Annotated in this window: 18 protein-coding genes and 1 riboswitch; of the genes, 12 read left to right on the top strand and 6 right to left on the bottom strand. The window is 66.3% G+C overall.

Going from position 1 to position 21,928, the window contains the following annotated elements; genetic code table 11:
- Positions 1 to 61: 61 nt before the first annotated feature.
- Positions 62 to 1,735, bottom strand: a complete 1,674-nt coding sequence (gene recN / locus ACFWZ1_RS07605) for a DNA repair protein RecN (RefSeq protein ID WP_439665967.1) — start codon at positions 1,733 to 1,735, stop codon at positions 62 to 64.
- Between the two features lie 119 nt (positions 1,736 to 1,854).
- On the opposite strand from recN, the gene hrcA reads away from it, so the two are divergent.
- The 6 genes from hrcA to ACFWZ1_RS07635 all read left to right on the top strand — a co-directional run bounded on the left by hrcA (position 1,855) and on the right by ACFWZ1_RS07635 (position 9,077).
- The gene (gene hrcA, locus ACFWZ1_RS07610; RefSeq protein ID WP_439665968.1) at positions 1,855 to 2,910 is read left to right on the top strand and encodes a heat-inducible transcriptional repressor HrcA; all 1,056 of its coding nucleotides are present in this window, start codon (positions 1,855 to 1,857) and stop codon (positions 2,908 to 2,910) included.
- A gap of 82 nt (positions 2,911 to 2,992) precedes the next feature.
- Positions 2,993 to 3,514 (top strand): nucleotide exchange factor GrpE, encoded by a 522-nt coding sequence (gene grpE, locus ACFWZ1_RS07615; protein WP_231325268.1) that lies wholly within the window; start codon positions 2,993 to 2,995, stop codon positions 3,512 to 3,514.
- A 118-nt stretch (positions 3,515 to 3,632) separates the two neighbouring features.
- On the top strand, positions 3,633 to 5,546 hold the full coding sequence (gene dnaK / locus ACFWZ1_RS07620) for a molecular chaperone DnaK (protein WP_439665969.1): 1,914 nt from the start codon (positions 3,633 to 3,635) through the stop codon (positions 5,544 to 5,546).
- 123 nt (positions 5,547 to 5,669) lie between these two features.
- Positions 5,670 to 6,806, top strand: a complete 1,137-nt coding sequence (gene dnaJ, locus ACFWZ1_RS07625) for a molecular chaperone DnaJ (RefSeq protein WP_439665970.1) — start codon at positions 5,670 to 5,672, stop codon at positions 6,804 to 6,806.
- A gap of 128 nt (positions 6,807 to 6,934) precedes the next feature.
- A complete protein-coding gene (gene dapB / locus ACFWZ1_RS07630) occupies positions 6,935 to 7,729 on the top strand; it encodes a 4-hydroxy-tetrahydrodipicolinate reductase (protein ID WP_439665971.1) in 795 nt (264 codons plus the stop codon).
- A 112-nt stretch (positions 7,730 to 7,841) separates the two neighbouring features.
- Positions 7,842 to 8,010: riboswitch (yybP-ykoY riboswitch) on the top strand.
- Between the two features lie 68 nt (positions 8,011 to 8,078).
- Positions 8,079 to 9,077, top strand: coding sequence for a sodium:calcium antiporter (locus ACFWZ1_RS07635; RefSeq protein ID WP_231325275.1), 999 nt, complete (start codon positions 8,079 to 8,081; stop codon positions 9,075 to 9,077).
- Between the two features lie 3 nt (positions 9,078 to 9,080).
- On the opposite strand, the gene ACFWZ1_RS07640 is transcribed toward ACFWZ1_RS07635, so the two are convergent.
- Entirely contained in the window at positions 9,081 to 9,776 is a 696-nt protein-coding gene (locus ACFWZ1_RS07640) for a 2OG-Fe(II) oxygenase (protein WP_439665972.1), read from the bottom strand.
- A 210-nt stretch (positions 9,777 to 9,986) separates the two neighbouring features.
- On the opposite strand from ACFWZ1_RS07640, the gene carA reads away from it, so the two are divergent.
- The 3 genes from carA to greA are packed head-to-tail and all read left to right on the top strand — an operon-like array spanning position 9,987 to position 14,814.
- On the top strand, positions 9,987 to 11,114 hold the full coding sequence (gene carA / locus ACFWZ1_RS07645; RefSeq protein ID WP_439665973.1) for a glutamine-hydrolyzing carbamoyl-phosphate synthase small subunit: 1,128 nt from the start codon (positions 9,987 to 9,989) through the stop codon (positions 11,112 to 11,114).
- Positions 11,114 to 14,341: a carbamoyl-phosphate synthase large subunit gene (carB, locus tag ACFWZ1_RS07650; protein WP_231325281.1), complete on the top strand. Its 3,228-nt coding sequence runs from the start codon at positions 11,114 to 11,116 to the stop codon at positions 14,339 to 14,341. Before carA ends, carB begins: the two co-directional genes overlap by 1 nt.
- Positions 14,338 to 14,814 (top strand): transcription elongation factor GreA, encoded by a 477-nt coding sequence (gene greA, locus ACFWZ1_RS07655; protein WP_231325283.1) that lies wholly within the window; start codon positions 14,338 to 14,340, stop codon positions 14,812 to 14,814. The genes carB and greA overlap by 4 nt, the downstream gene beginning before the upstream one ends.
- 121 nt (positions 14,815 to 14,935) lie before the next feature.
- On the opposite strand, the gene ykgO is transcribed toward greA, so the two are convergent.
- From ykgO to ACFWZ1_RS07675, 4 genes are all read right to left on the bottom strand, one after another.
- Complete coding sequence (gene ykgO / locus ACFWZ1_RS07660) at positions 14,936 to 15,061, bottom strand: type B 50S ribosomal protein L36 (protein WP_008215056.1); 126 nt, start codon at positions 15,059 to 15,061, stop codon at positions 14,936 to 14,938.
- A gap of 65 nt (positions 15,062 to 15,126) precedes the next feature.
- Positions 15,127 to 16,035, bottom strand: coding sequence for a LysR substrate-binding domain-containing protein (locus ACFWZ1_RS07665; RefSeq protein ID WP_231325284.1), 909 nt, complete (start codon positions 16,033 to 16,035; stop codon positions 15,127 to 15,129).
- 314 nt (positions 16,036 to 16,349) lie between these two features.
- Entirely contained in the window at positions 16,350 to 18,362 is a 2,013-nt protein-coding gene (locus tag ACFWZ1_RS07670; protein ID WP_439665974.1) for an FAD-dependent oxidoreductase, read from the bottom strand.
- 179 nt (positions 18,363 to 18,541) lie between these two features.
- Complete coding sequence (locus ACFWZ1_RS07675) at positions 18,542 to 18,799, bottom strand: acyl-CoA-binding protein (RefSeq protein WP_231325288.1); 258 nt, start codon at positions 18,797 to 18,799, stop codon at positions 18,542 to 18,544.
- A gap of 99 nt (positions 18,800 to 18,898) precedes the next feature.
- On the opposite strand from ACFWZ1_RS07675, the gene cmk reads away from it, so the two are divergent.
- The 3 genes from cmk to ACFWZ1_RS07690 all read left to right on the top strand — a co-directional run bounded on the left by cmk (position 18,899) and on the right by ACFWZ1_RS07690 (position 21,831).
- Entirely contained in the window at positions 18,899 to 19,582 is a 684-nt protein-coding gene (gene cmk / locus ACFWZ1_RS07680) for a (d)CMP kinase (protein ID WP_231325290.1), read from the top strand.
- A gap of 184 nt (positions 19,583 to 19,766) precedes the next feature.
- On the top strand, positions 19,767 to 21,440 hold the full coding sequence (gene rpsA, locus ACFWZ1_RS07685) for a 30S ribosomal protein S1 (RefSeq protein WP_231325292.1): 1,674 nt from the start codon (positions 19,767 to 19,769) through the stop codon (positions 21,438 to 21,440).
- Between the two features lie 85 nt (positions 21,441 to 21,525).
- Entirely contained in the window at positions 21,526 to 21,831 is a 306-nt protein-coding gene (locus ACFWZ1_RS07690) for an integration host factor subunit beta (RefSeq protein WP_231325293.1), read from the top strand.
- Positions 21,832 to 21,928 lie beyond the last annotated feature (97 nt).

The raw sequence follows: 21,928 nt of genomic DNA on the forward strand, positions 1-21,928 counted from the left end.
GCTTGAACCCCCCGTGCCGCACCGCGATGGTGGGCTGAGGTCCATCCTCCCGGGACTCGCGTCAGGCGCTTTGCGCGCGCTCGAGCATCTGCTTGGCGTGGGCGCGCGTTTCGCGGGAGATCTCGACGCCGCCCAGCATGCGCGCCAGTTCGTCTCGGCGGCCGGCTGGGTCCAGCTTCTCGATCTGCGTGCGCGTGGTGTCCCCGTCGCTGTGCTTGCTGACGCGCAGGTGTGCATGGCCCTGCGCGGCGACCTGCGGCAGGTGGGTGACGCACAGTACCTGGCGCTCGCCGCCGAGCGCGCGCAGCTTCTGCCCGACCACCTCGGCCACGGCGCCGCCGATGCCGGTGTCGACCTCGTCGAACACCATGCAGCCGATCGTGTCCTTGCCCAGCGTGGCGACCTCGATGGCGAGACTGATGCGTGCCAGTTCGCCGCCCGAGGCGACCTTGCGCAGCGCGCGCGGTGGCTGGCCGGGATTGGCGCTGACAAGCAATTCGCAGCGCTCGCGGCCCTGCGCATCCGGCTCGCCGTCGTCGACCGGTTCGAGGTCGACGACCAGCCGGCCGCCGGCCATGCCCAGTTCGCCCATCAGCGCGCTGACCTCCTCGCCCAGGCGCGCGGCGGCCGTGCGGCGGGCCTTGCTCAGTTCATCGGCCGCTTTCGCATAGCCGCGTTCCAGCCGTGCGCGATCGCCGGCGAGCCGCTCCAGCGCGTCGCCGGCGCCTTCCAGTTCGAGCAGCTCGGCCTGCAATGCGCCCAGCCGATCGTGCAATTCGGCGACGGGAAGGCGGTGGCGGCGCGCCAGTTCGTGAAGGCGGGTGAGTTGGGTATCGACGTCGGCATAGCGCTCCGGATCGAGGTCGACGTCCTGTGCGTAGCGCGAGAGGCCGTCGGAAGCTTCGCCCAGCTGTATCTCTGCGTTGTCCAGCAGTTCCAGCAGGGGCGCGAGGCGCGGGTCCAGGGCAGCCAGCTTGCCCAACTCCCCGTGCGCGCGGCCGAGCGCACGGCGCAACGCGAATTCGCTGTCGCCATCGAGCAGTTCCACCACGCCGGAGGCGCCTTCGGCCAGCCGGCCGGCATTGGCCAAGCGCTTGTGGCTGGCCTCGAGTTCGGACAATTCCGCAGCCGGCAACACCCAGCGTTCGAGCTCGCCGACCTCGTGGCGCAGCAGTTCGAGCCGTTGCTCGCGGTCACCGCCACCACTGAGCTTGCGGATGCGCGCGCCCAGCTCGCGCCACTGCGCGGCCAGCGTGCGCAACTGTCCCACCAGTTCCTCATTGCCGGCGTACGCATCAAGCAGATCGAGCTGGTGGCCGCGCGAGAGCAGCGCCTGGTGCTCATGCTGGCCATGGATTTCCACCAGCAGCGTGGCCAGTTCACCGAGTTGGCTGGCATTGGCCGGGCGGCCGTTGATCCACGCGCGCGAGCTGCCCTCGGCGCGGATCACGCGGCGAAGCTGGCAGGCACCTTCATCGTCCAGCTCCTCCCGTTCCAGCCAGGCGCGTGCTTCGGGCAGCGCGGCCAGGTCGAATTCGGCGATGAGTTCGGCGCGGTCGCAGCCCTCGCGCACCATGCCGCTGTCGGCGCGCGCGCCGGCCAGCAACATCAGCGCGTCGACCAGCAGCGACTTGCCGGCGCCCGTTTCACCGCTGACCACGGTGAGGCCCGGGCCGAAGGCGACTTCGGCTTCTTCGACGACGGCGAAATGGCGGACGTACAGGGAAGTGAGCATGGCGTGGAATTGTACGGGCAGAAAGTGGCGCGCGGGCGCGGCTACCGTCGCGACCGGCGTTCTTGCAAACTCGGCGGCGACACCTTATTTCTGTCCCGTCTCACCGTTTGTTACAGCGAATGACCCGACCCCACGACCTCGATGCCCGCGCCCGCCGCCTGCTGCGCACCCTGATCGCGCAGTACCTGGCCGATGGCGAGCCCGTCGGGTCGCGCACGCTGTCCCGATCGTCGGGGCTGGACGTCAGCCCGGCAACGATCCGCAACATCATGGCGGACCTCGAAGACGCAGGTCTGGTCGCCTCCCCGCACACGTCCGCCGGGCGCATACCCACGCCACGTGGCCTGCGCCTGTTCGTCGACAGCCTGATCGAGCTGCAGCCGCTGCCGCGCGAGGACATGGCGCGGCTCAAGCGTGAGTTGCCACCCGGACCCACGACCACCCGCGACCTGTTGGGCAACGTGTCCACGCTGCTTTCGGCGATGACCCACTTCGCCGGCGTGGTGACGGTGCCGCGCCAGGGTGACTTTCCCCTGCGCCATATCGATTTCGTGCCGCTGCCGGACGCACGCGTGCTGGTGATCCTGGTGTTCTCCGACAACCAGGTGCAGAACCGCATCGTGCAGCTGGCCAGGCCGCTGGACAGCCGCGAACTGGAACAGGCCGCCAACTACCTCAACACCCATTTTGCCGGTCTGCGCGTGGACGACATCCGCGCCCACCTTTTGCGCGAGCTGCGCGAGGCCGGGAGCGAGCTCAACCGCCTTGTCGCCAGCGCGACGGAACTCGCGGCGGCCTCTTTCGCGCCGCAAGGTGGCGGGGAGGACGTTCTGGTGAGCGGCCAGACCAACCTGATGGGTTACGCCGAGCTTGCCGACCTGGACCGTCTGCGCGAGCTGTTCGAGGCCTTCCAGAAGAAAAACGAATTGTTGCAACTGATGGAGGTGTGCGCCCGGGCCCCGGGCGTGCGCCTGTTTATCGGCGAGGAATCGGGCTTTGCCGCGCTGGACGGCTGCAGCGTGGTGACCGCCAGTTACGGCGTGCAGGGGCGGGTCCTGGGTGCGGTCGGCGTGATCGGGCCCACCCGCATGGCCTACGACCGGGTGATCCCGGTGGTGCAGGCAACTGCCGGATTGCTCAGCGACGCCTTGAATCGCGCCGCGACGTCCCTATAACCGCCCCCGGAGGGCGGGTTTCCCGCAGTTATCGGTGGCCGGCACGGAGGTGCCGGTCCAGACTTTTGTTTGGGAGTAATGCATGCAGAACAACGAGCAGACGCCGGACCAGGTGCAGGAATCCGGTTCGCCGGGAACGCAAGGATCCGATGCCCTGCAGGCGCGGGTCGCCGAGCTGGAGGCGAGCAACGCCGAGTTGCGCGAGTCCGTGCTGCGCGAGCACGCGGAGCTGGAAAACCAGCGCCGGCGCCTGCATCGCGACCTGGAACAGGCCCGCCGCTTCGCCAACGAAAAACTGTTGAACGAGTTGCTCCCGGTCTACGACAGCCTGGAACGCGGGCTGGCCATCGAGAGCAGTGACGCGGCCGCCGTGCGCGAAGGCCTGGCGCTGACCCTGAAAGCGTTGCTGAAGGTCGCCGAGACCCACGGACTGGTGCAGGTCGATCCGGTCGACCAACCCCTTGACCCGGAGCGCCACCATGCCGTGAGCATGGTCGAAGCGCCCGGCAAGGCGCCCGGCACCGTAGTCAACGTGTTGCAGAAGGGCTACGTGCTGAACGACCGGTTGCTTCGTCCCGCACTGGTCGCCGTGGCCAAGGACTGACGCATCGCTCGCTGAACACACAGGCGGCCCCGCGGCATTGAATCGCCGGGAGTGGGCCACCATCTGGAAAACCATCGCGGCCGCGGGGGCCGCCTAGAAAGCATTGGAGCTGAACACTATGGGCAAGATCATCGGCATCGACCTGGGTACCACCAATTCCTGCGTCGCCGTGATGGACGGCAGCACCGCGAAGGTGATCGAGAACGCCGAGGGCGATCGCACCACGCCTTCCATCGTCGCCTTCAGCAAGGACAACGAAGTCCTCGTGGGCGCGCCGGCCAAGCGCCAGAGCGTGACCAATCCGAAGAACACCTTTTATGCGGTCAAGCGCCTGATCGGCCGCAAGTTCACCGACGCCGAGGTCCAGAAGGACCTGCACATCGTGCCTTACGGCATCGTCGCGCACGAGAACGGCGACGCCTGGGTTGAGACGTCCGACGGCAAGAAGATGGCGCCGCAGGAAATCTCCGCCAAGGTCCTCATGAAGATGAAGAAGACCGCCGAGGACTATCTCGGCGAGCCGGTCACCGAAGCCGTCATCACGGTGCCTGCCTACTTCAACGACAGCCAGCGCCAGGCGACCAAGGACGCCGGCCGCATTGCGGGCCTGGAGGTCAAGCGCATCATCAACGAGCCGACCGCGGCCGCTTTGGCCTATGGCCTGGACAAGAAGGGCGGCGACCGCAAGATCGCGGTGTACGACCTGGGCGGCGGCACCTTCGACGTGTCGATCATCGAGATCGCGGAAGTCGACGGCGAGAAGCAGTTCGAGGTGCTGGCCACCAACGGCGACACCTTCCTTGGCGGCGAGGACTTCGACAAGCGCGTCATCGACTACTTGGTCGACGAATTCCAGAAGGACCAGGGCATCGACCTGCGCAAGGACCCGCTGGCGCTGCAGCGCCTGAAGGACGCGGCCGAGCGCGCCAAGATCGAGCTGTCCTCCGCGCACCAGACCGAGGTCAACCTGCCATACGTGACGGCCGACGCCTCCGGTCCGAAGCACCTGAACATCAAGCTGACGCGCGCCAAGTTGGAAGCGCTGGTGGAGGACCTGGTCAAGCGCACCATCGAGCCGTGTCGCATCGCGCTCAACGATGCCGGCCTGCGCGTGTCGGACGTCAACGAGGTGATCCTCGTCGGCGGCCAGACCCGCATGCCCAAGGTGCAGGAGTCGGTCAAGGACTTCTTCGGCAAGGAGCCCCGCAAGGACGTCAATCCGGACGAGGCCGTCGCCGTGGGCGCGGCAATCCAGGGTGGCGTGCTGGGCGGCTCGGTCAAGGACGTGCTGCTGCTGGACGTCACCCCGCTGTCGCTTGGCATCGAGACGATGGGCGGCGTGATGACCAAGCTGATCGAGAAGAACACGACCGTGCCGACCAAGGCGGCGCAGACCTTCTCGACCGCCGATGACAATCAGACTGCGGTGACCGTGCACGTGCTGCAGGGTGAGCGCGAGCGCGCCAGTGCGAACAAGTCGCTGGGCCGTTTCGACCTGTCCGGCATCGACCCGGCGCCGCGCGGCATGCCGCAGATCGAGGTCACCTTCGACATCGACGCCAACGGCATCCTGCACGTGTCTGCCAAGGACAAGAAGACGGGCAAGGAACAGAAGATCGAGATCAAGGCCGGCTCGGGCCTGTCCGAGGACGAGATCCAGCGGATGGTGGCCGACGCCGAGGCGAACAAGGAAGAGGACAAGAAGTTCCACGAGCTGGTCGCCACCCGCAACAAGGCCGACCAGTTGGTGCACGCCACCCGCAGCGCCCTGAAGGAGCATGGCGGCAAGGTCGGGGGCCAGATCGGTTCGATCGAAGAGGCGCTGTCGGAACTGGAAAAGGTCAAGGACGGCGACGACAAGGCGCAGATCGAAGCCAAGATGCAGAAGCTCGAGCAGGCCGCGCAGGCGCTCTATGCCGCGGCCCAGGGCGGCGGGGAGGCCGGTCCGCAGGCGGCGCCGGGCGGCGGTTCGGCCCAGCCCGACGATGTGGTCGATGCCGAGTTCACCGAGGTCAAGGACGAGAAGAAGTAATCGAAGGAAGTCGACGCCGCCGATCAGGCAGCCCGCGCCGGCTATCATGGCTGACGCGGGCTGCTTGTTGATCGGGCAGCCCCGCGGATCGGGGCAGGACAGAGCAGGGGTTTGGTTCAAGTCATGAATGCAGCAACGGGCAAGCGCGATTACTACGAGGTGCTCGGCGTCGAGCGCACCGTCACCGAAGTCGAGCTGAAGAAATCCTTCCGCCGCCTGGCGATGAAATACCACCCGGACCGCTGCCCGGACGATCCCACCGCGCAGGAGAAATTCAAGGAGGCCAAGGAGGCCTACGAAGTCCTGTCCGACGCCCAGAAACGCGCCATGTACGACCAGCACGGCCACGCCGCCTTCGAAGGCGGCATGGGCGGCCGTGGCGGCGGTTTCGGCGACATGGGCGACATCTTCGGAGACATCTTCGGCGACATCTTTGGAATGGGTGGCGGCGGTCGCGGCCGGCAACGTCGTGGCGCGGACCTGCGCTACGTGATGGAGCTGGACCTCGAGGAGGCGGTGTTCGGCGTCGGGAAGACGATCGAGATCCCGACCCAGGTCAACTGCCACCACTGCAACGGCTCGGGCTCGGCCGACGGCAAGACGACCCAGTGCAAGACCTGCCACGGCCACGGCCGCGTGCGCATGCAGAACGGCATCTTCTCGATCCAGCAGGCATGCCCGCATTGCGGTGGCAGCGGTCAGGCCATCGAAAAGCCCTGCAAGGCCTGCCGCGGCGAAGGGCTGCTTGAAGAAAAGCGCACCTTGTCCGTGCAGATCCCCGCTGGCGTGGACAACGGCGACCGCATCCGCCTCTCGGGGCAGGGCGAGGCCGGCCCGGCCGGTGCCGAAGCGGGTGACCTTTACGTGGATGTGCGCGTGCGCGAACACGCGATCTTCCAGCGCGAAGGCAACGACCTGCACTGCGAAGTGCCAATCCGGTTTGCCCAGGCCGCGCTGGGCGCCGAGCTCAAGGTACCCACGCTGGAAGGCGAAGTGGCGGTGTCGATCCCGCCGGAGACCCAGACTGGCCAGACCTTCCGCCTGCGCGGGCGAGGCGTGAAGTCCGTTCGTTCCGGCCGCGTCGGCGACCTGATCTGCCGCGTCATGGTGGAAACCCCGGTGCGCCTGACCCGCGAGCAACGTGAGTTGCTGGAGAAGCTCGAGGCGAGCTTCAGCGAAGGCGAGCCTGACGCACACACCCCGCGCGCCAAGAGCTGGGTCGATGGGGTCAAGGAATTCCTCTCCCGCGTCACTTCGTAAACCGATCTTGTTGGGCGCTACTCGCATCTGATCCCTCTCCCCGGGTAAGGGAGAGAGCAAAACAGTACGCATGCGCGCCTTAGCTCTCCCGGGTACGCTACGCGCTCCAGCATGCACGGACCCAAGCGATGACCCGACCGCTACGCCTCGCCATCAACGGCGCCAACGGCCGTATGGGACGGGCGTTGCTTGATCTGTTGCGCGACGACGCACGATTCGAGATCGCCGCGGCACTCATCGCTCCGGGCATGCCGCAAGTGGGGGAGCGTTCCTGGCATGACCGCGCCACGCCCTGTTTCCGCGCGGACTGGCCACCGGAAGCGCTCGACGCTGTGATCGACTTCAGCGGCCCGGGCGGGCTCGCCTCCGCGCTCGACTACTGCACCCGCCACGGGGTGGCGCTGGTCAGCGGCACCACCGGCATCGATGCCGCGCTGAAGGCCCGGCTGGTGGACGCGTCCTCGCAGATACCGCTGATGCACGCGAGCAACTTCAGCCTCGGCGTGGCGGTACTCACGCGTCTCCTTCGCCAGGCCGCCTCCGCACTGCCGGAGTGGGACCTGGAGATCGTCGAGGCACACCACAAGCGCAAGACGGACGCGCCCTCGGGCACCGCGATCTCGCTTGGAGAGGCGGCTGCCGCGGCGCGCGGTACCACGCTCGCGCGGGATGGCGTCACCGGCTCGCGCGAGGGGGCGCGGCGCGCCGGCAGCATCGGCTTCGCTGTGGTGCGTGGTGGCGACATCGTGGGGGAGCACACGGCGATGCTGATCGGCGCAGGTGAGCGTGTCCAACTGGGCCACCGTGCCACCGATCGCAGCATCTTCGCCCGCGGTGCGATCGAGGCGGCGCACTGGCTGCATGCCCAACCGCCGGCCGCCTACGACCTCCAGGCGATGCTGGCCGCGCGACTCGATGCGTAGGTGGCAGGCCGGGCCCGACCTGTCGCCGTGTATACGACTGTGTCCAGCGGCCGGATGCCCACACGGGACGGGCGTTGCTTGTCGCGTTCGCACCTTGCCCGTTACCATGGTCTTTATTGTCATTGGGGAGTAGCCATCCTCACCCGCGAAGGCCGTCCGCCTTCGTTCCCCGAGGAATCCGCGTCAACAGACTTGGAGCCAACGCTCCATGGCGTGGGTGGCAGCGCCGCCGTACATCGGCCAAGCGCGTGCCCGGCGAGACCTTTGGCCACGATGTGCTCGAACCCTTGCCGGGCGGGCCGCATCGTCGTGCCATTGGTTTTCCGCTCGCCCGGCCGGATTCGCGTTGATGCTTACTGCCTTGTGGTTCCTGCTTTCCGCCGGGGCGATCTATGCCGCCTGCGAGTACTTCGTCAACGGTATCGAATGGCTGGGCCGTAAGTTCAGGCTGGATGCCACCGCCACCGGGACCGTGCTTGCCGCCTTCGGCACCGCGCTGCCCGAGAGCGCCGTCACCTTCATCGCCGTGGTGTTCGGGCACACCCCCGAGCAGCGCGGCATCGGCGTCGGTGCGGCCCTGGGTGGACCGCTGGTGCTGGGCACCATCGCCTATGCGGTGGTTGGCATCGCCCTGTGGAGCAACCGGCACCGGTTGCGACGCCCCGACGCGGTGGTGAAGGTCGACCACGCGCGGCTTGCACGCGACCAGCGGTGGTTCCTTTCGATCTTCGTGGTCAAGTGCACGCTGGGTCTGGTCGCGTTCGCATTGAAGCCTTGGCTGGGCGTGTTGTTCATCGGCGCCTACGGCCTGTACGTATGGCGCGAGCTGAAAACCGGCGACATGGCGGCGGACGAGGAGGAACTCGAACCGCTGAAATTCCAGCCCCACGCCGACGACCCAGCGATGTGGCGCGTGGTCGCCCAGAGTGGACTTGCGCTGGTGGTGATCGCCATCGCCTCGCGCATATTCGTCACGCAGATCGAGGTGATCGGTCTGGCCTTTGGCTTGTCGGCGCACGTGGTGGCGCTGGTCCTGAGCCCGGTCGCGACCGAACTGCCCGAAACCGTCAACGCGCTGATCTGGGTCCGCCAGGGCAAGGAGCGGCTGGCGTTGGCGAACATTTCCGGGGCCATGATGATCCAGGCGACGATTCCAAGTTCGCTGGCCCTGTTCTTCACGCCATGGCTGTTCGACCTGCCACTGATCGTGGCCGGGGCGCTGACCACGGTGGCGGTGGGTTACCTGTGGTGGCTGTTTCAGCGCGGGCACGTCAACGCGCGCTGGCTGATGCCGGTGGGCCTGCTATACGGAGTGTTCGCCGCGTTCGTGGCCTGGCACCTGGCCTGACGATCAGTCCCGGTGCGCGGCGTTGCGGGCGCGTCGCGCGCCGAAGCGGCGATCCAGCGCGCCGACCAGTTTCTTGAATCCACGCGAGAACTTGCCGCGCCGTGTCTTGCGCAGCTTTTCTTCCTCGCTGGTCAGCCAGGCGACCTGGATGACCCGGCGCTCGCCCTCGAAGGGGAGGTGGCCGTGAAAAGAATTGTCGCAACGCTTGAATACGGCGAACTCTCCGTACAGGGGCGTCAATTCCGGTGCAACCAGATCGTCGATGTCGTCGATGCAGCGAAGGAAGCGCAGGCAGCCCTCGCTCGTGTCCGGCCACTGGTGGTTCAGATAGAGCAGGGCGGTGGCGACCTTGGACTTGCTGTCGGTATGGATGGTGCCGTGGCGCTTGTTGAGGTGGCGGCACAGCGTCACCAGCGTGGGGTATTGGGCCAGGTCCGCGATGCCTAGCCGTTCGCCGATCACGCTGGCGAAAGCCGGTGCGGTCAGGTCGGCCACCAGCGCGTTGATCGACGGGCCGCAATCGACCGGATCGTAGGGAAAGAAGCCCGCGCTGGTGTAGCGCGGGAAATCGCGTTCCAGATCGTTGCGGGCATCGTCCGGCAACTGGCCGTGGGCGATCAGGAACGGGAACGGGTCCTGCCGCACGTCGGTGTCGGGACGATCGAGGCGGGCGGGATCGAGCAGGACGGTGGCTTTCATGGACTGCTTCGTGGACCGGATAACAGCCAGTTTAGCGCGCGTCGACCACGCACAGAGGCCCGGTTGGATGCCTCGTTCACGCACCGCGCGGTGGACAGAATCGCCCCTCGCACCTATCATTGCGTCCCGCCCGAGACTTCTTCCGACCCAAGGTCCACAAGCCTGCTTACAGCGGCTTGCGGACTTTGCTGCACCTAAAGGCGGCCCCCAATGCCCACTCCCGCTCTGCTTGCCCTCGAAGATGGCAGCGTGTTCCACGGCCACGCCGTGGGCGCGACTGGCGAAACCGTCGGCGAGGTGGTTTTCAATACGGCGATGACGGGCTACCAGGAGATCCTTACCGATCCCTCCTATGCCCGCCAGATCGTCACCCTCACGTACCCGCACGTCGGCAACACCGGCGTGAATCCCGCCGATGCCGAGTCCACCCGCGTGCAGGCTGCCGGCCTGATCGTGCGCGACGTGCCGCGCCGGCCGAGCAACTGGCGCAGCACCGAAAGCCTGCCCGACTACCTGGCGCGCCAGAACATCGTGGCGATCGCCGGTATCGACACGCGTCGCCTGACCCGCATCCTGCGCGACAAGGGCGCGCTGAACGGCTGCATCCTGGCTGGCGAAGGCGTCGACGCCGAGACCGCGCTGGCAAAGGCGCGCGCCTTTCCTGGCCTGAATGGCATGGACCTGGCCAAGGTAGTCAGCGTGCGCGAGCCCTACCACTGGACCGAGGGCGTGTACGACCTTGACCGCGCGACGTTCACCGCGCCGGGCCCCCGTTACAAGGTCGTTGCCTACGACTACGGCACCAAGCTCAACATCCTGAGGCTGCTGGCCAGCCACGGCTGCGACATCACGGTCGTGCCGGCGCAGACGCCCGCCGCCGATGTGCTCGCGATGAAGCCCGATGGCGTTTTCCTGTCCAACGGCCCGGGCGACCCGGCCGCGTGCGACTACGCCATCGCGGCGACGAAGGCTTTCCTGGACGCGAAGATTCCGCTGTTCGGCATCTGCCTGGGCCACCAGTTGATGGGCCTGGCGCTCGGCGCGAATACCATCAAGATGAAGTTCGGCCACCATGGCGCCAACCATCCGGTGAAGGACCATGACGACGGTCGCGTGCTGATCACCAGCCAGAACCACGGTTTCGCGGTGGATCCGGCGACGCTGCCGGCCAACGTCCGCGTCACCCACACCTCGTTGTTCGACGGCTCGCTGCAGGGCTTCGCGCTCACCGACCGCCCGGCGTTCTGCTTCCAGGGCCACCCCGAAGCGGCGCCCGGCCCACATGACGTCGGCTATCTCTTTGCGCGCTTCGCGCAGCTCATGCAGGAGGCCCGCTAATGCCCAAGCGCACCGACATCAAGAGCGTGCTGATCATCGGCGCCGGTCCCATCGTCATCGGGCAAGCATGCGAGTTCGACTACTCCGGCGCGCAGGCGTGCAAGGCGCTTCGGGAAGAGGGTTACCGGGTGATCCTGGTGAACTCCAACCCGGCCACGATCATGACCGACCCGGAGATGGCCGACGCGGTCTACATCGAGCCGATCAACTGGCAGACGGTCGAGCGGATCATCGCCAAGGAAAAGCCCGACGCGGTGCTGCCCACCATGGGCGGCCAGACGGCGCTCAACTGCGCACTGGACCTGGCCGACAACGGGGTTCTGGAAAAGCACGGCGTGGAGCTGATCGGCGCCTCGCGCGATGCGATCCGCATGGCCGAGGACCGCGAGCTGTTCAAGCAGGCCATGGCCGACATCGGCCTGGACTGCCCTAAGGCGGAAGTGGCCAGGAGCTACGAGCAGGCGGTCGATATCCAGACCCGGGTCGGCTTCCCGACCATCATCCGGCCGAGCTTCACGCTGGGCGGTTCCGGCGGCGGCATCGCCTACAACGTCGAGGAGTTCGAGGAGATCGTCAAGCGCGGCCTCGATCTCTCGCCCGTGCACGAGGTCCTGGTCGAGGAATCGGTGCTCGGCTGGAAGGAATTCGAGATGGAAGTGGTCCGCGACCGCGCGGACAACTGCATCATCGTCTGCTCGATCGAGAACCTCGATCCGATGGGCGTGCACACCGGTGACTCGATCACCGTGGCGCCGGCGCAGACGCTCACCGACAAGGAATACCAGCGCCTGCGCGACGCCAGCCTGGCCGTGCTGCGCAAGATCGGCGTCGATACCGGCGGCTCCAACGTGCAGTTCGGCATCAATGCCGAGAACGGCCGCGTGGTGGTGATCGAGATGAACCCGCGCGTGTCGCGCTCCTCGGCGCTGGCTTCCAAGGCGACCGGCTTCCCGATCGCCAAGGTCGCGGCGAAGCTCGCCGTGGGCTACACGCTGGACGAGCTGAAGAACGACATCACCGGTGGCCTGACTCCGGCCTCGTTCGAGCCGACCATCGATTACGTCGTCACCAAGATCCCGCGCTTCGCGTTCGAGAAGTTCCCTTCGGCCGATGCGCGCCTGACCACCCAGATGAAGTCGGTGGGCGAGGTGATGGCGATGGGCCGCACCTTCCACGAGTCACTGCAAAAGGCGCTGCGCGGCCTGGAGATCGGCAAGACGGGTCTCAATCCGACGGGCCTGGACCTGGCCAGCGCCGAGGGACAGGCCAGGGTCCGGCGCGAGCTGCGTGAGCCGCGGCCCGAGCGCGTGTTCTACGTGGCGGACGCATTCCGTGCCGGTCTCTCCCTGGAAGAGATCTTCGACTGCAGCCGCATCGATCCGTGGTTCCTTGCCGCCTTCGAGGACATCGTCCTGACGGAGAAGGAGGTCAGGGTCCAGGGCATGACCGCACTGAACGCGCCGCGCATGCGTGAACTGAAGCGCATGGGCTTCGCCGACGCTCGCATCGCCCAGCTGCTGAACACCGACGAGGCAGCCGTGCGCCACTTGCGCCACACGCTGGGCGTGCGCCCGGTGTACAAGCGCGTGGATTCCTGCGCGGCGGAATTCGCGACCAGCACGGCCTACATGTACTCGACCTACGAGGAAGAGTGCGAGGCCAATCCGACCGACCGCGAGAAGATCGTGGTGCTCGGCGGAGGCCCGAACCGCATCGGCCAGGGCATCGAGTTCGACTACTGCTGCGTGCATGCAGCGCTGGCACTGCGCGAAGACGGGTTCGAGACCATCATGGTCAACTGCAACCCGGAAACCGTTTCGACCGATTACGACACCTCCGACCGCCTGTACTTCGAGCCGTTGACGCTCGAGGACGTGCTGGAGATCGTCGATCTGGAGAAGCCCAGGGGCGTGATCGTGCAGTACGGCGGCCAGACGCCGCTCAAGCTCGCACGCGCACTGGAGGCTGCCGGCGTGCCGGTGATCGGTACCTCGCCCGACTCGATCGATCTGGCCGAGGACCGCGAGCGCTTCCAGCAGATGATCCACAAGCTGGGGCTGCGCCAGCCGCCCAACCGTACCGCCCGCAATGCCGACGAAGCGTTGGCGCTCGCGCGCGAGATCGGTTACCCGATGGTGGTGCGCCCGAGCTACGTGCTCGGCGGCCGCGCAATGGAAGTGGTCTACGACGACGCCGACCTCGCCCGCTACATCCGTGAAGCGGTGCAGGTGTCCAACGATTCGCCGGTGCTGTTGGACCGCTTCCTCGACCATGCGGTCGAAGTGGACGTGGACATCATCGCCGACGCCGAGGGCAACGTGCTGGTCGGCGGCATCATGGAACACATCGAGGAGGCCGGCGTGCATTCGGGCGACTCGTCCTGCTCGCTGCCGCCGTACTCGCTTTCGACCGAGATCCAGGACGAACTGCGCCGCCAGGCTGCCGCGATGGCCAGGGAGTTGAAGGTCATCGGCCTGATGAATACCCAGTTCGCGATCCAGGGTGACACGGTCTTCATCCTGGAAGTGAACCCGCGCGCCTCGCGCACGGTGCCGTTCGTTTCGAAGGCGACCGGCATGCCGCTGGCCAAGATTGCCGCGCGTTGCATGGCCGGCCGCACGCTGGCCAGCCAGGGCGCCACGAGGGAGATCATCCCTGATTATTTCTCGGTCAAGGAGGCGATCTTCCCGTTCCTGAAGTTCCAGAACGTCGATCCCATTCTCGGCCCGGAGATGCGTTCGACCGGCGAGGTGATGGGCGTTGGCCGTCAGTTCGGCGCGGCCTTCGCGCGTGGGCATGAGGCAGCGGGCATCCGCTCGCCGAACACGGGCAAGATCTTCCTGTCGGTGCGCGACGCGGACAAGGAGCGGCTGCTGCCGGTGGCCAGGGAAGTGCTGGCGCGTGGTTTCAGCCTGGTCGCCACCGGCGGCACCGCTGCCTTCCTCACCGAACACGGCGTGCCATGCGAGCGCATCAACAAGGTGCTCGAGGGGCGGCCGCACATCGTCGACCTGATCAAGAACGGCGAGATCGTCTATATCGTCAACACGACCGAGGGCAAGCAGGCGATCGCCGATTCGTTCTCGATCCGGCGCGAGGCCCTGCAGCACCGGGTCACCTACTCGACCACCGTGGCAGGCGCGCGTGCGCTCGTCCACTCGCTGGATTTCCATGGCGAGGCGGACGTGCACAGCCTGCAGGAATTGCACAAGGAGCTGAACGCATGAGTCGCGCCCCCATGACCAAGGCCGGTTCGGAGCGCCTGCGCGGCGAGCTGGATCGCCTCAAGTCGGTCGAGCGCCCGCGGATCATCGCGGCAATCGCCGAGGCCCGCGCCCACGGCGACCTGAAGGAAAACGCCGAATACCACGCTGCACGCGAGCAGCAGAGTTTCGTCGAGGGAAGGATCGGCGAGCTGGAAGCGGCGCTGTCGACCGCCGATGTCATCGACGTGTCCAGGCTGGGCGCCGGCAGCAAGGTGGTGTTCGGTGCAACCGTGGATCTGGAGGACGAGGACTCCGGCGAGCCGGTGACCTACCAGATCGTGGGCGACCTGGAAGCGGACATCAAACAGCGGCTGATCGCCGTGTCCTCGCCGATCGCCCGCGCGCTGATCGGCAAGAGCGAAGGCGACAGCTTCGAGTTCAAGGCGCCCAACGGCGTCAAGCACTACGAAATCACCGGCGTGCGCTACGAGTAACCGCCGTCGAGGGCAGGTGGGCTTTGCCCACCTTGCCGTGCGGGTCCGGTGGGGCGAGCCGGAAACGCAGGCAACAAAAAAGGCCGCATGGAGCGGCCTTTTTTCGTCCAACCCGGAAAGCTTAGCGCTGGCGCGCCTTGAAACGCGGGTTGCTCTTGCAGATCACGAAGACCTTGCCACGACGGCGCACGACCTTGCAGTCACGATGCCGCTGCTTGGCGGACTTCAAAGAGGAAAGCACCTTCACGGCAGGCTCCTGGAAACCAAATCGGGGAAATTCAAGCCGCCAAGTTTAGCCGGTTCCATTGGCGCTCACAAGTCCGCATCTTCAACACCCTTGACGATCTGCAGGAACTTGGCCAGCACCGGGGAAGGGTTGTCCTTGCGGCTGGCGACGGCCAACAGCAGGTAGGCGTCCGGATCCTCCAGCGAAACGTAGCTGACGCCACCCAACTGCACTGCGCGCATGCTGGCCGGAACCAGCGCCAGCCCGATGCCAGCTGCGACCAGGGCCAGCAAGCCATTGATCTGCTGCGCCTGCTGGCCGATCAGCGGATGAAAGCCCGCCTTGCCCGCCAGCTGTACCAACCGGTCATACAGCGTCGCGGCCAGTTCACGGGGCTGGCTGACGAACACTTCGTTTGACAGCGCGCCAAACTGCACGCTGTCCTGTCCGGACAGCGGGTGGCCGCTGGGCACGGCCAGCACCAGCGCTTCGTAGTCGATCACGTCGATCCGCAGCATGCGGGCATCGGACTCGTGGCGGGGTTCATCGCGCACGAAACCCACGTCGATCTGGCCGGCGCGCAGCGCGGTGAACTGCGGTTCGCTGTACATCTCCTGCAACTGCATCCGCACTTTCGGCACGTGCTGGCGAAAGCGCAGCAGGGTCTGCGGGAGCGCGCGATGAAAGGTGACCGAGATCGTATAGGCCAGGCGCAGCACGCCGCTGAAGCCGGCCGCCGCATCGCTGACGTTGGCACGCGCCTGCTCAGCCTGGATGAGGATCTGCCGCGCCTGCTCCAACAAGATGCGCCCGGGCTCGGTCAGCGCCACGTTGCGCTTGTCGCGATCGAACAGGCGCGTGCCCAGATCCTGCTCCAGTGCCTGGATCTGCTGCGACAGCGGCGGTTGGGAAATGTGCAGGCGTTGGGCGGCCCGGGTGAAGCTCAGCTCCTCGGCCACGGCGACGAAATAGCGGAGCTGGCGGAAGTCGAACATAGTCGATTCGCGAATAAATCGGGCTGCAAATATATATTGGATGGGCGTTTGTGACGAGGGTATCGTTTGCCTCGTCCCGCCACCTTCCCCCTCCCCCCAGGTGGCGGTGACCCTCGCTCCGCAGCGACGCTATCCCCGCGGTACCGGCCTCCTCCCCCAGAGCCGCTACCGACGCGTCGTTCGCGGAGCGCTTTCTTTTTGGTTCCCGCGAAACCTCGCGGAACCTCCCTTGCCCTTGACGTCCGCCTGCCCATGCAGGAGCCCGCTTGCCGGTAACGTTTCTGCTCTAGCCCGCAGGGCGCAGTGAGCCGCTCCTACAGCATCGCCGCCAGTCGCGTGCCTTGGGCAATCGCCCGCTTCGCATCGAGTTCGGCAGCCACGTCCGCGCCGCCAATGACGTGCGGCGTCAAGCCAGCCTGGCGCAGGGCGTCGGCCAGGCCTCGGGCCGGCTCCTGGCCGGCGCAGATCACCACATGGTCGACCGGCAGGACTTGCGGCTGCCCTTCGAGCAGGATGTGCAGCCCTTCGTCGTCGAAGCGCTGGTATTGCACGCTGCCCAGCATGCGCACCTGATGGGCTTTGAGCGTGGCTCGATGCACCCAGCCCGTGGTTTTGTTGAGGCGGGCGCCGGGGCGGCCTTCGCTTCGCTGCAACAGCCAGACCTGCCGCGAGGGAGGCTCGGGTGCGGGAGGTACCAGGCCGCCGCGCGCGGTGAGCGTGCGGTCCACACCCCATGCCTCCGCCCAGCGGACCGGATCCAGCGAGGGGGAGGGCGATTGTTCGGCCAGGAATTCGGCCACGTCAAAGCCGATCCCGCCAGCGCCGATGATCGCGACACGCGAACCGACGGGGTGATCGTGCGCGAGTACGTCCAGGTAGCCCAGTACGCGCGGGTCGTCGCTGCCTGGGAAATGCACCTGCCGCGGCAGTACGCCTGTCGCCACCACGATTTCGTTGAAGCCGCTCAGCGCCGCCACGTCCGCCCGACTTCCAAGCTGCAGATGTACGCCCAATTCCGCCATGCGGTGGCGGTAATAGCGCAGCGTCTCGTGAAACTCTTCCTTGCCGGGAATGCGCTTGGCGTAGTTGAACTGCCCGCCGATGTCGGCCGCCTGTTCGAACAGCGTCACCGCATGCCCGCGTTCGGCCAGTGTGGTCGCGCAGGCCAGTCCCGCCGGGCCGGCTCCGACTACGGCGATGCGTTTGGGCTGCGCGGCCAGTCCGATGACGAGTTCCGTTTCGTGGCAGGCACGTGGATTGACCAGGCAACTGGCGCGCTTGTTCTGGAATACATGGTCCAGGCAGGCCTGGTTGCAGGCGATGCAGGTATTGATGGCCGCCCCGCGGCCGGAACGCGCCTTTGTCGCCCAGTTCGGGTCGGCCAGGAGCGGGCGGGCCATCGACACCATGTCCGCCTCGCCCGTGACCAGTACGCGCTCGGCCACCTCGGGCATGTTGATGCGGTTGGTGGCTACCAGCGGAAGCCCAATCTCGCGTTTGAGCCGCTGGGTGACCCAGGCGAAGGCTGCACGCGGCACCGAAGTGACGATCGTCGGCACGCGCGCCTCGTGCCAACCGATGCCGGTGTTGATGATGCTGGCACCAGCCGCCTCGATGGCCTTGGCCAGCATCACGATCTCGTCCCAGGATTGGCCGCCCTCGACCAGCTCCAGCATCGATAGCCGATAGATGATGATGAAGTCGCGCCCGACCGCCTCGCGCGTGCGTCGCACGATCTCGACCGGAAAGCGCATGCGCCGGGTGACGTCGCCGCCCCAGGCATCCTCTCGCTGGTTGGTGCGCGCGGCCAGGAACTGGTTGATGAGGTAGCCCTCAGAGCCCATCACCTCCACGCCGTCGTAGCCGGCTTCGCGGGCGAGCCGCGCGCAGCGCACGAAATCGTCGATGGTGCGCTCGATGCCGCGGGCGGACAGAGCGCGCGGCGTGAATGGCGTGATCGGCGACTTGATCTTCGAGGGCGCTACCGACAGCGGGTGATAGCCGTACCTGCCCGCATGCAGGATCTGCAGGCAGATGTGGCCTCCCTCGGCGTGCACCGCTCGGGTGAGCTTGCGGTGTCGCCCCACGTGCCAGGGCATCGACAGGCGTCCACCGAACGGTTTGAGCCAGCCCTCGATACTGGGCGCGATACCGCCGGTCACCATCAGGCCCACGCCGCCCCGCGCGCGCTCGGCGAAATAGGCCGCCAGCTTGTCGTAGTCTGCCGCGCGGTCTTCCAGCCCCGTATGCATCGAGCCCATCAGGATGCGATTGGGAAGGGTGACATGACCCAGGTCCAAGGGGGCGAACAAGTGCGGGTAATGCATGCCGGCGTCCATTCAAACGATCGTATGAATGTGCCGGGTGGGCGTAATGAAAGCAAGCTGTCTCACGCTGTGCGTGAGGAAATGGGAAAGTTTCAGCACACCATTTCGTACCTCGGGGGCGAGGTTGGAATGGATGGGGAACCCGATGCGACCTGAGATGGCCTCGAGCGACGACAGGCTCAGGCGAGGAGCTGGCGCACCAGCGCGACGTAGCGGCGCATCGCTTCTTCCTGCGGCATGCCGGACAGTTGTGCCCATGCCTCGTGCTTGGCCGTGCCGACGAAATCGAAAAAGCCGGGGGGGTGGGCCTGGATGTCGCCCAGGGAGCCTTGCTTGTACAGGGCGTACAACCTGAGCAGAGTGTCGTTGTCGGGTCGGGCGCCGAGTCGTTTGACGTCCTCGGCGGCTTGTTCGAACTCGCGGCGAAGATTGGTCATGGCAGAGGGCGCTGCAACGGCGGTGCGCGGCTAGATAGCACGCGCCTCGGGGGTGGTCAACGCGCTACCATCGCGTTTTTGCAGATCCCAGGGAGCCCCATGAGCCGCACGCAGCCGGTCCCAGTCCTCACCATCGACGGGCCGTCCGGGTCGGGCAAGGGCACCATCAGTCGGCTGGTCGCCGAGCAACTGGGCTGGCGCCTGCTCGACTCGGGCGCGCTCTACCGGGCGGTCGGCTACGCGGCGGGAGCCGAGGGGCTGGACCTGTCCGACGCCGATGCGGTGACCCGCTGTGCCCAGACGACCAAGATCCGTTTCCAGGCAGCCGCCGATGGCGGCGATACGCGGGTGATCGTCAATGGTCACGACGCCACCGACGAACTGCGTACGGAAACCGCGGGCGCTGCAGCCTCGGCGATCGCCTCGATCCCATCGGTACGGCAAGCCCTGGTCGACCTGCAGCTGGGTTTCCGCAAGAGCCCGGGCCTGGTCGCCGACGGACGCGACATGGGCACGGTGATCTTCCCGGACGCGTCCTTCAAGGTCTTCCTCACTGCCAGCGCCGCCGAACGGGCGAAAAGGCGCTATAAGCAGTTGAAGGAAAAGGGACTGAACGTTACACTTGCATCCCTTCAGCGCGAGATCGAGGCGCGTGACGAACGCGATGCGTCGCGTACGGTCGCCCCGCTTCGCCCGGCCGAGGATGCGGTTCTGGTGGATACCACCGGCATGCCCATCGAGGTCGTCGTCGCGAAAGTTTTTGCCGTGGTGCAGCCCCGATAAGGCTGCACGCGGCTTTAGGCGCCTCCGCCGCGGCGGGGGTTTTGGTCAACGGTGCCGACAGGGCGGTCCGTCACAGGGCGCGTTTTCTGCGACACCCACAACCGGTGGGCCGGTTAGCCCGTGCGCAATTGATCCGACGGCGCGCACAAGGGGCTTTGGGCCTTTTCCCATTTCTGGAATCAACATGACTGAAAGTTTTGCCGAGCTGTTTGAACAGAGCCAGCAGGCCATCGCCAAGCTGAAGCCGGGTGCCATCGTCACCGGCATCGTTGTGGAAATCCGCAACGACGTCGTCGTGATCAACGCCGGCCTCAAGAGCGAAGGCATCGTCCCGATCGAGCAGTTCCGCGACGAAGAGGGCACGCTGGAAGTGCAGGTAGGCGATGAGGTGAAGGTTGCCCTCGACGCCCTGGAAGACGGCTTCGGCGAGACCAAGCTCTCCCGCGAGAAGGCCAAGCGTTCGATGGTGTGGGACGACCTCGAGCAGGCTTTCGACAAGGAAGAGACCATCACCGGCAAGATTTCCGGCAAGGTCAAGGGCGGCTTCACCGTCGACATCAAGGACGTCCGCGCGTTCCTGCCGGGCTCGCTGGTCGACGTGCGTCCGGTCCGTGACCCGGTGTACCTCGAGGGCAAGGACCTCGAGTTCAAGATCATCAAGCTGGATCGCAAGCGCAACAACGTGGTCGTCAGCCGCCGCGCCGTCGTCGAGACCGAGTTCTCCGAGGAGCGCGAGAAGCTGCTGGAGCGCCTGACCGAGGGCGCGGTGGTCAAGGGTACGGTCAAGAACCTCACCGACTACGGCGCGTTCGTGGACCTGGGCGGCATCGACGGCCTGCTGCACATCACCGACATGGCGTGGAAGCGCGTGCGCCATCCGTCCGAAGTGGTCAACGTCGGCGACGAGCTGGACGTGCGCGTGCTCAAGTACGACCGCGAGCGCAACCGCGTCTCGCTGGGCCTCAAGCAGCTGGGCGACGATCCGTGGGTCGCGATTTCGCGTCGCTACCCGGTCGGCAGTCGCATCTTCGGCAAGGTCTCCAACGTCACCGATTACGGTTGCTTCGTCGAGATCGAGCCGGGCGTCGAGGGTCTGGTCCACGTGTCCGAGATGGACTGGACCAACAAGAACGTCAACCCGGCCAAGGTCGTGCAGGTCGGTGACGAGACCGAAGTGATGGTGCTGGACGTGGATGAAGAGCGTCGCCGCATCTCGCTGGGCATCAAGCAGACCCGTTCCAACCCGTGGGAAGCCTTTGCCGCCATGCACAAGAAGGGCGACAAGGTGTCCGGCCAGATCAAGTCGATCACCGACTTCGGCATCTTCATCGGCCTGGACGGCGGCATCGATGGCCTGGTCCACCTGTCGGACATCTCCTGGCAGGCGTCGGGCGAGGACCTCGTGCGCAACTTCAAGAAGGGCGACGAGATCGAGGCGGTGGTGCTGGCGGTCGATCCGGAGCGCGAGCGCATCTCTCTCGGCATCAAGCAGATGGAGCAGGATCCGTTCGGCCAGTTCATGGCCAACAATCCGCGCGGCACGATCGTCAACGGCACCGTGAAGGAAGTGGACGCCAAGGGTGCGGTGATCGACCTGGGCGAGGGCGTGGAGGGTTACCTGCGCGCCAACGACATCGCCAAGGAGCGCATCGACGACGCCACCCAGCACCTGAAGGTGGGCGACAAGGTCGAAGCCAAGTTCACCGGCATGGACCGCAAGGGCCGCCAGCTGGCGCTCTCGATCCGCGCCAAGGACGAGGAAGACCTGCACGATGCGATGGCCGAGTATGGCTCCGCGGCCGGCGGCACCACCAAGCTGGGCGCGCTGCTCAAGGAGCAGCTCAACAAGTCCGAGTAATTCCTTTAGGATTACAATGACTTGAGTACGAAGCGGGGCGGCACCTAGCCGCCCCGCCGTTTAACGTCACGGACATTGGGGACCCATGACCAAATCCGAACTGATCGAGGCGCTGGCCAGGCGCCAGACCCATCTCGCGTTCAGCGACGTGGAGCTTGCGGTCAAGAGCGTGATCGAGCAGATGAGCCACGCCCTGGCACAGGGCGAGCGCATCGAGGTCCGCGGCTTTGGCAGCTTCGCGCTGCATTACCGGCCGCCACGGATGGGGCGCAACCCCAAGACCGGCGACGCGGTGGCCCTGCCGGGCAAGCACGTGCCGCATTTCAAGCCGGGCAAGGAACTGCGTGAACGCGTGAATCTGTCGCTGCAGGCCGAAGCCGAACTGGCCTGATTCGACAAGCGGACATCGTCTGGAGGCAGGCGGCGCAAGCCGATCCTGCCTTTTTTGTTCTCATGCGTGACTGGTCGATTCTTTTCACAGGTGGCGG

The organism is Frateuria sp. GZRe14 (assembly GCF_051900395.1).
GTDB lineage: Bacteria > Pseudomonadota > Gammaproteobacteria > Xanthomonadales > Rhodanobacteraceae > Frateuria_A > Frateuria_A edaphi.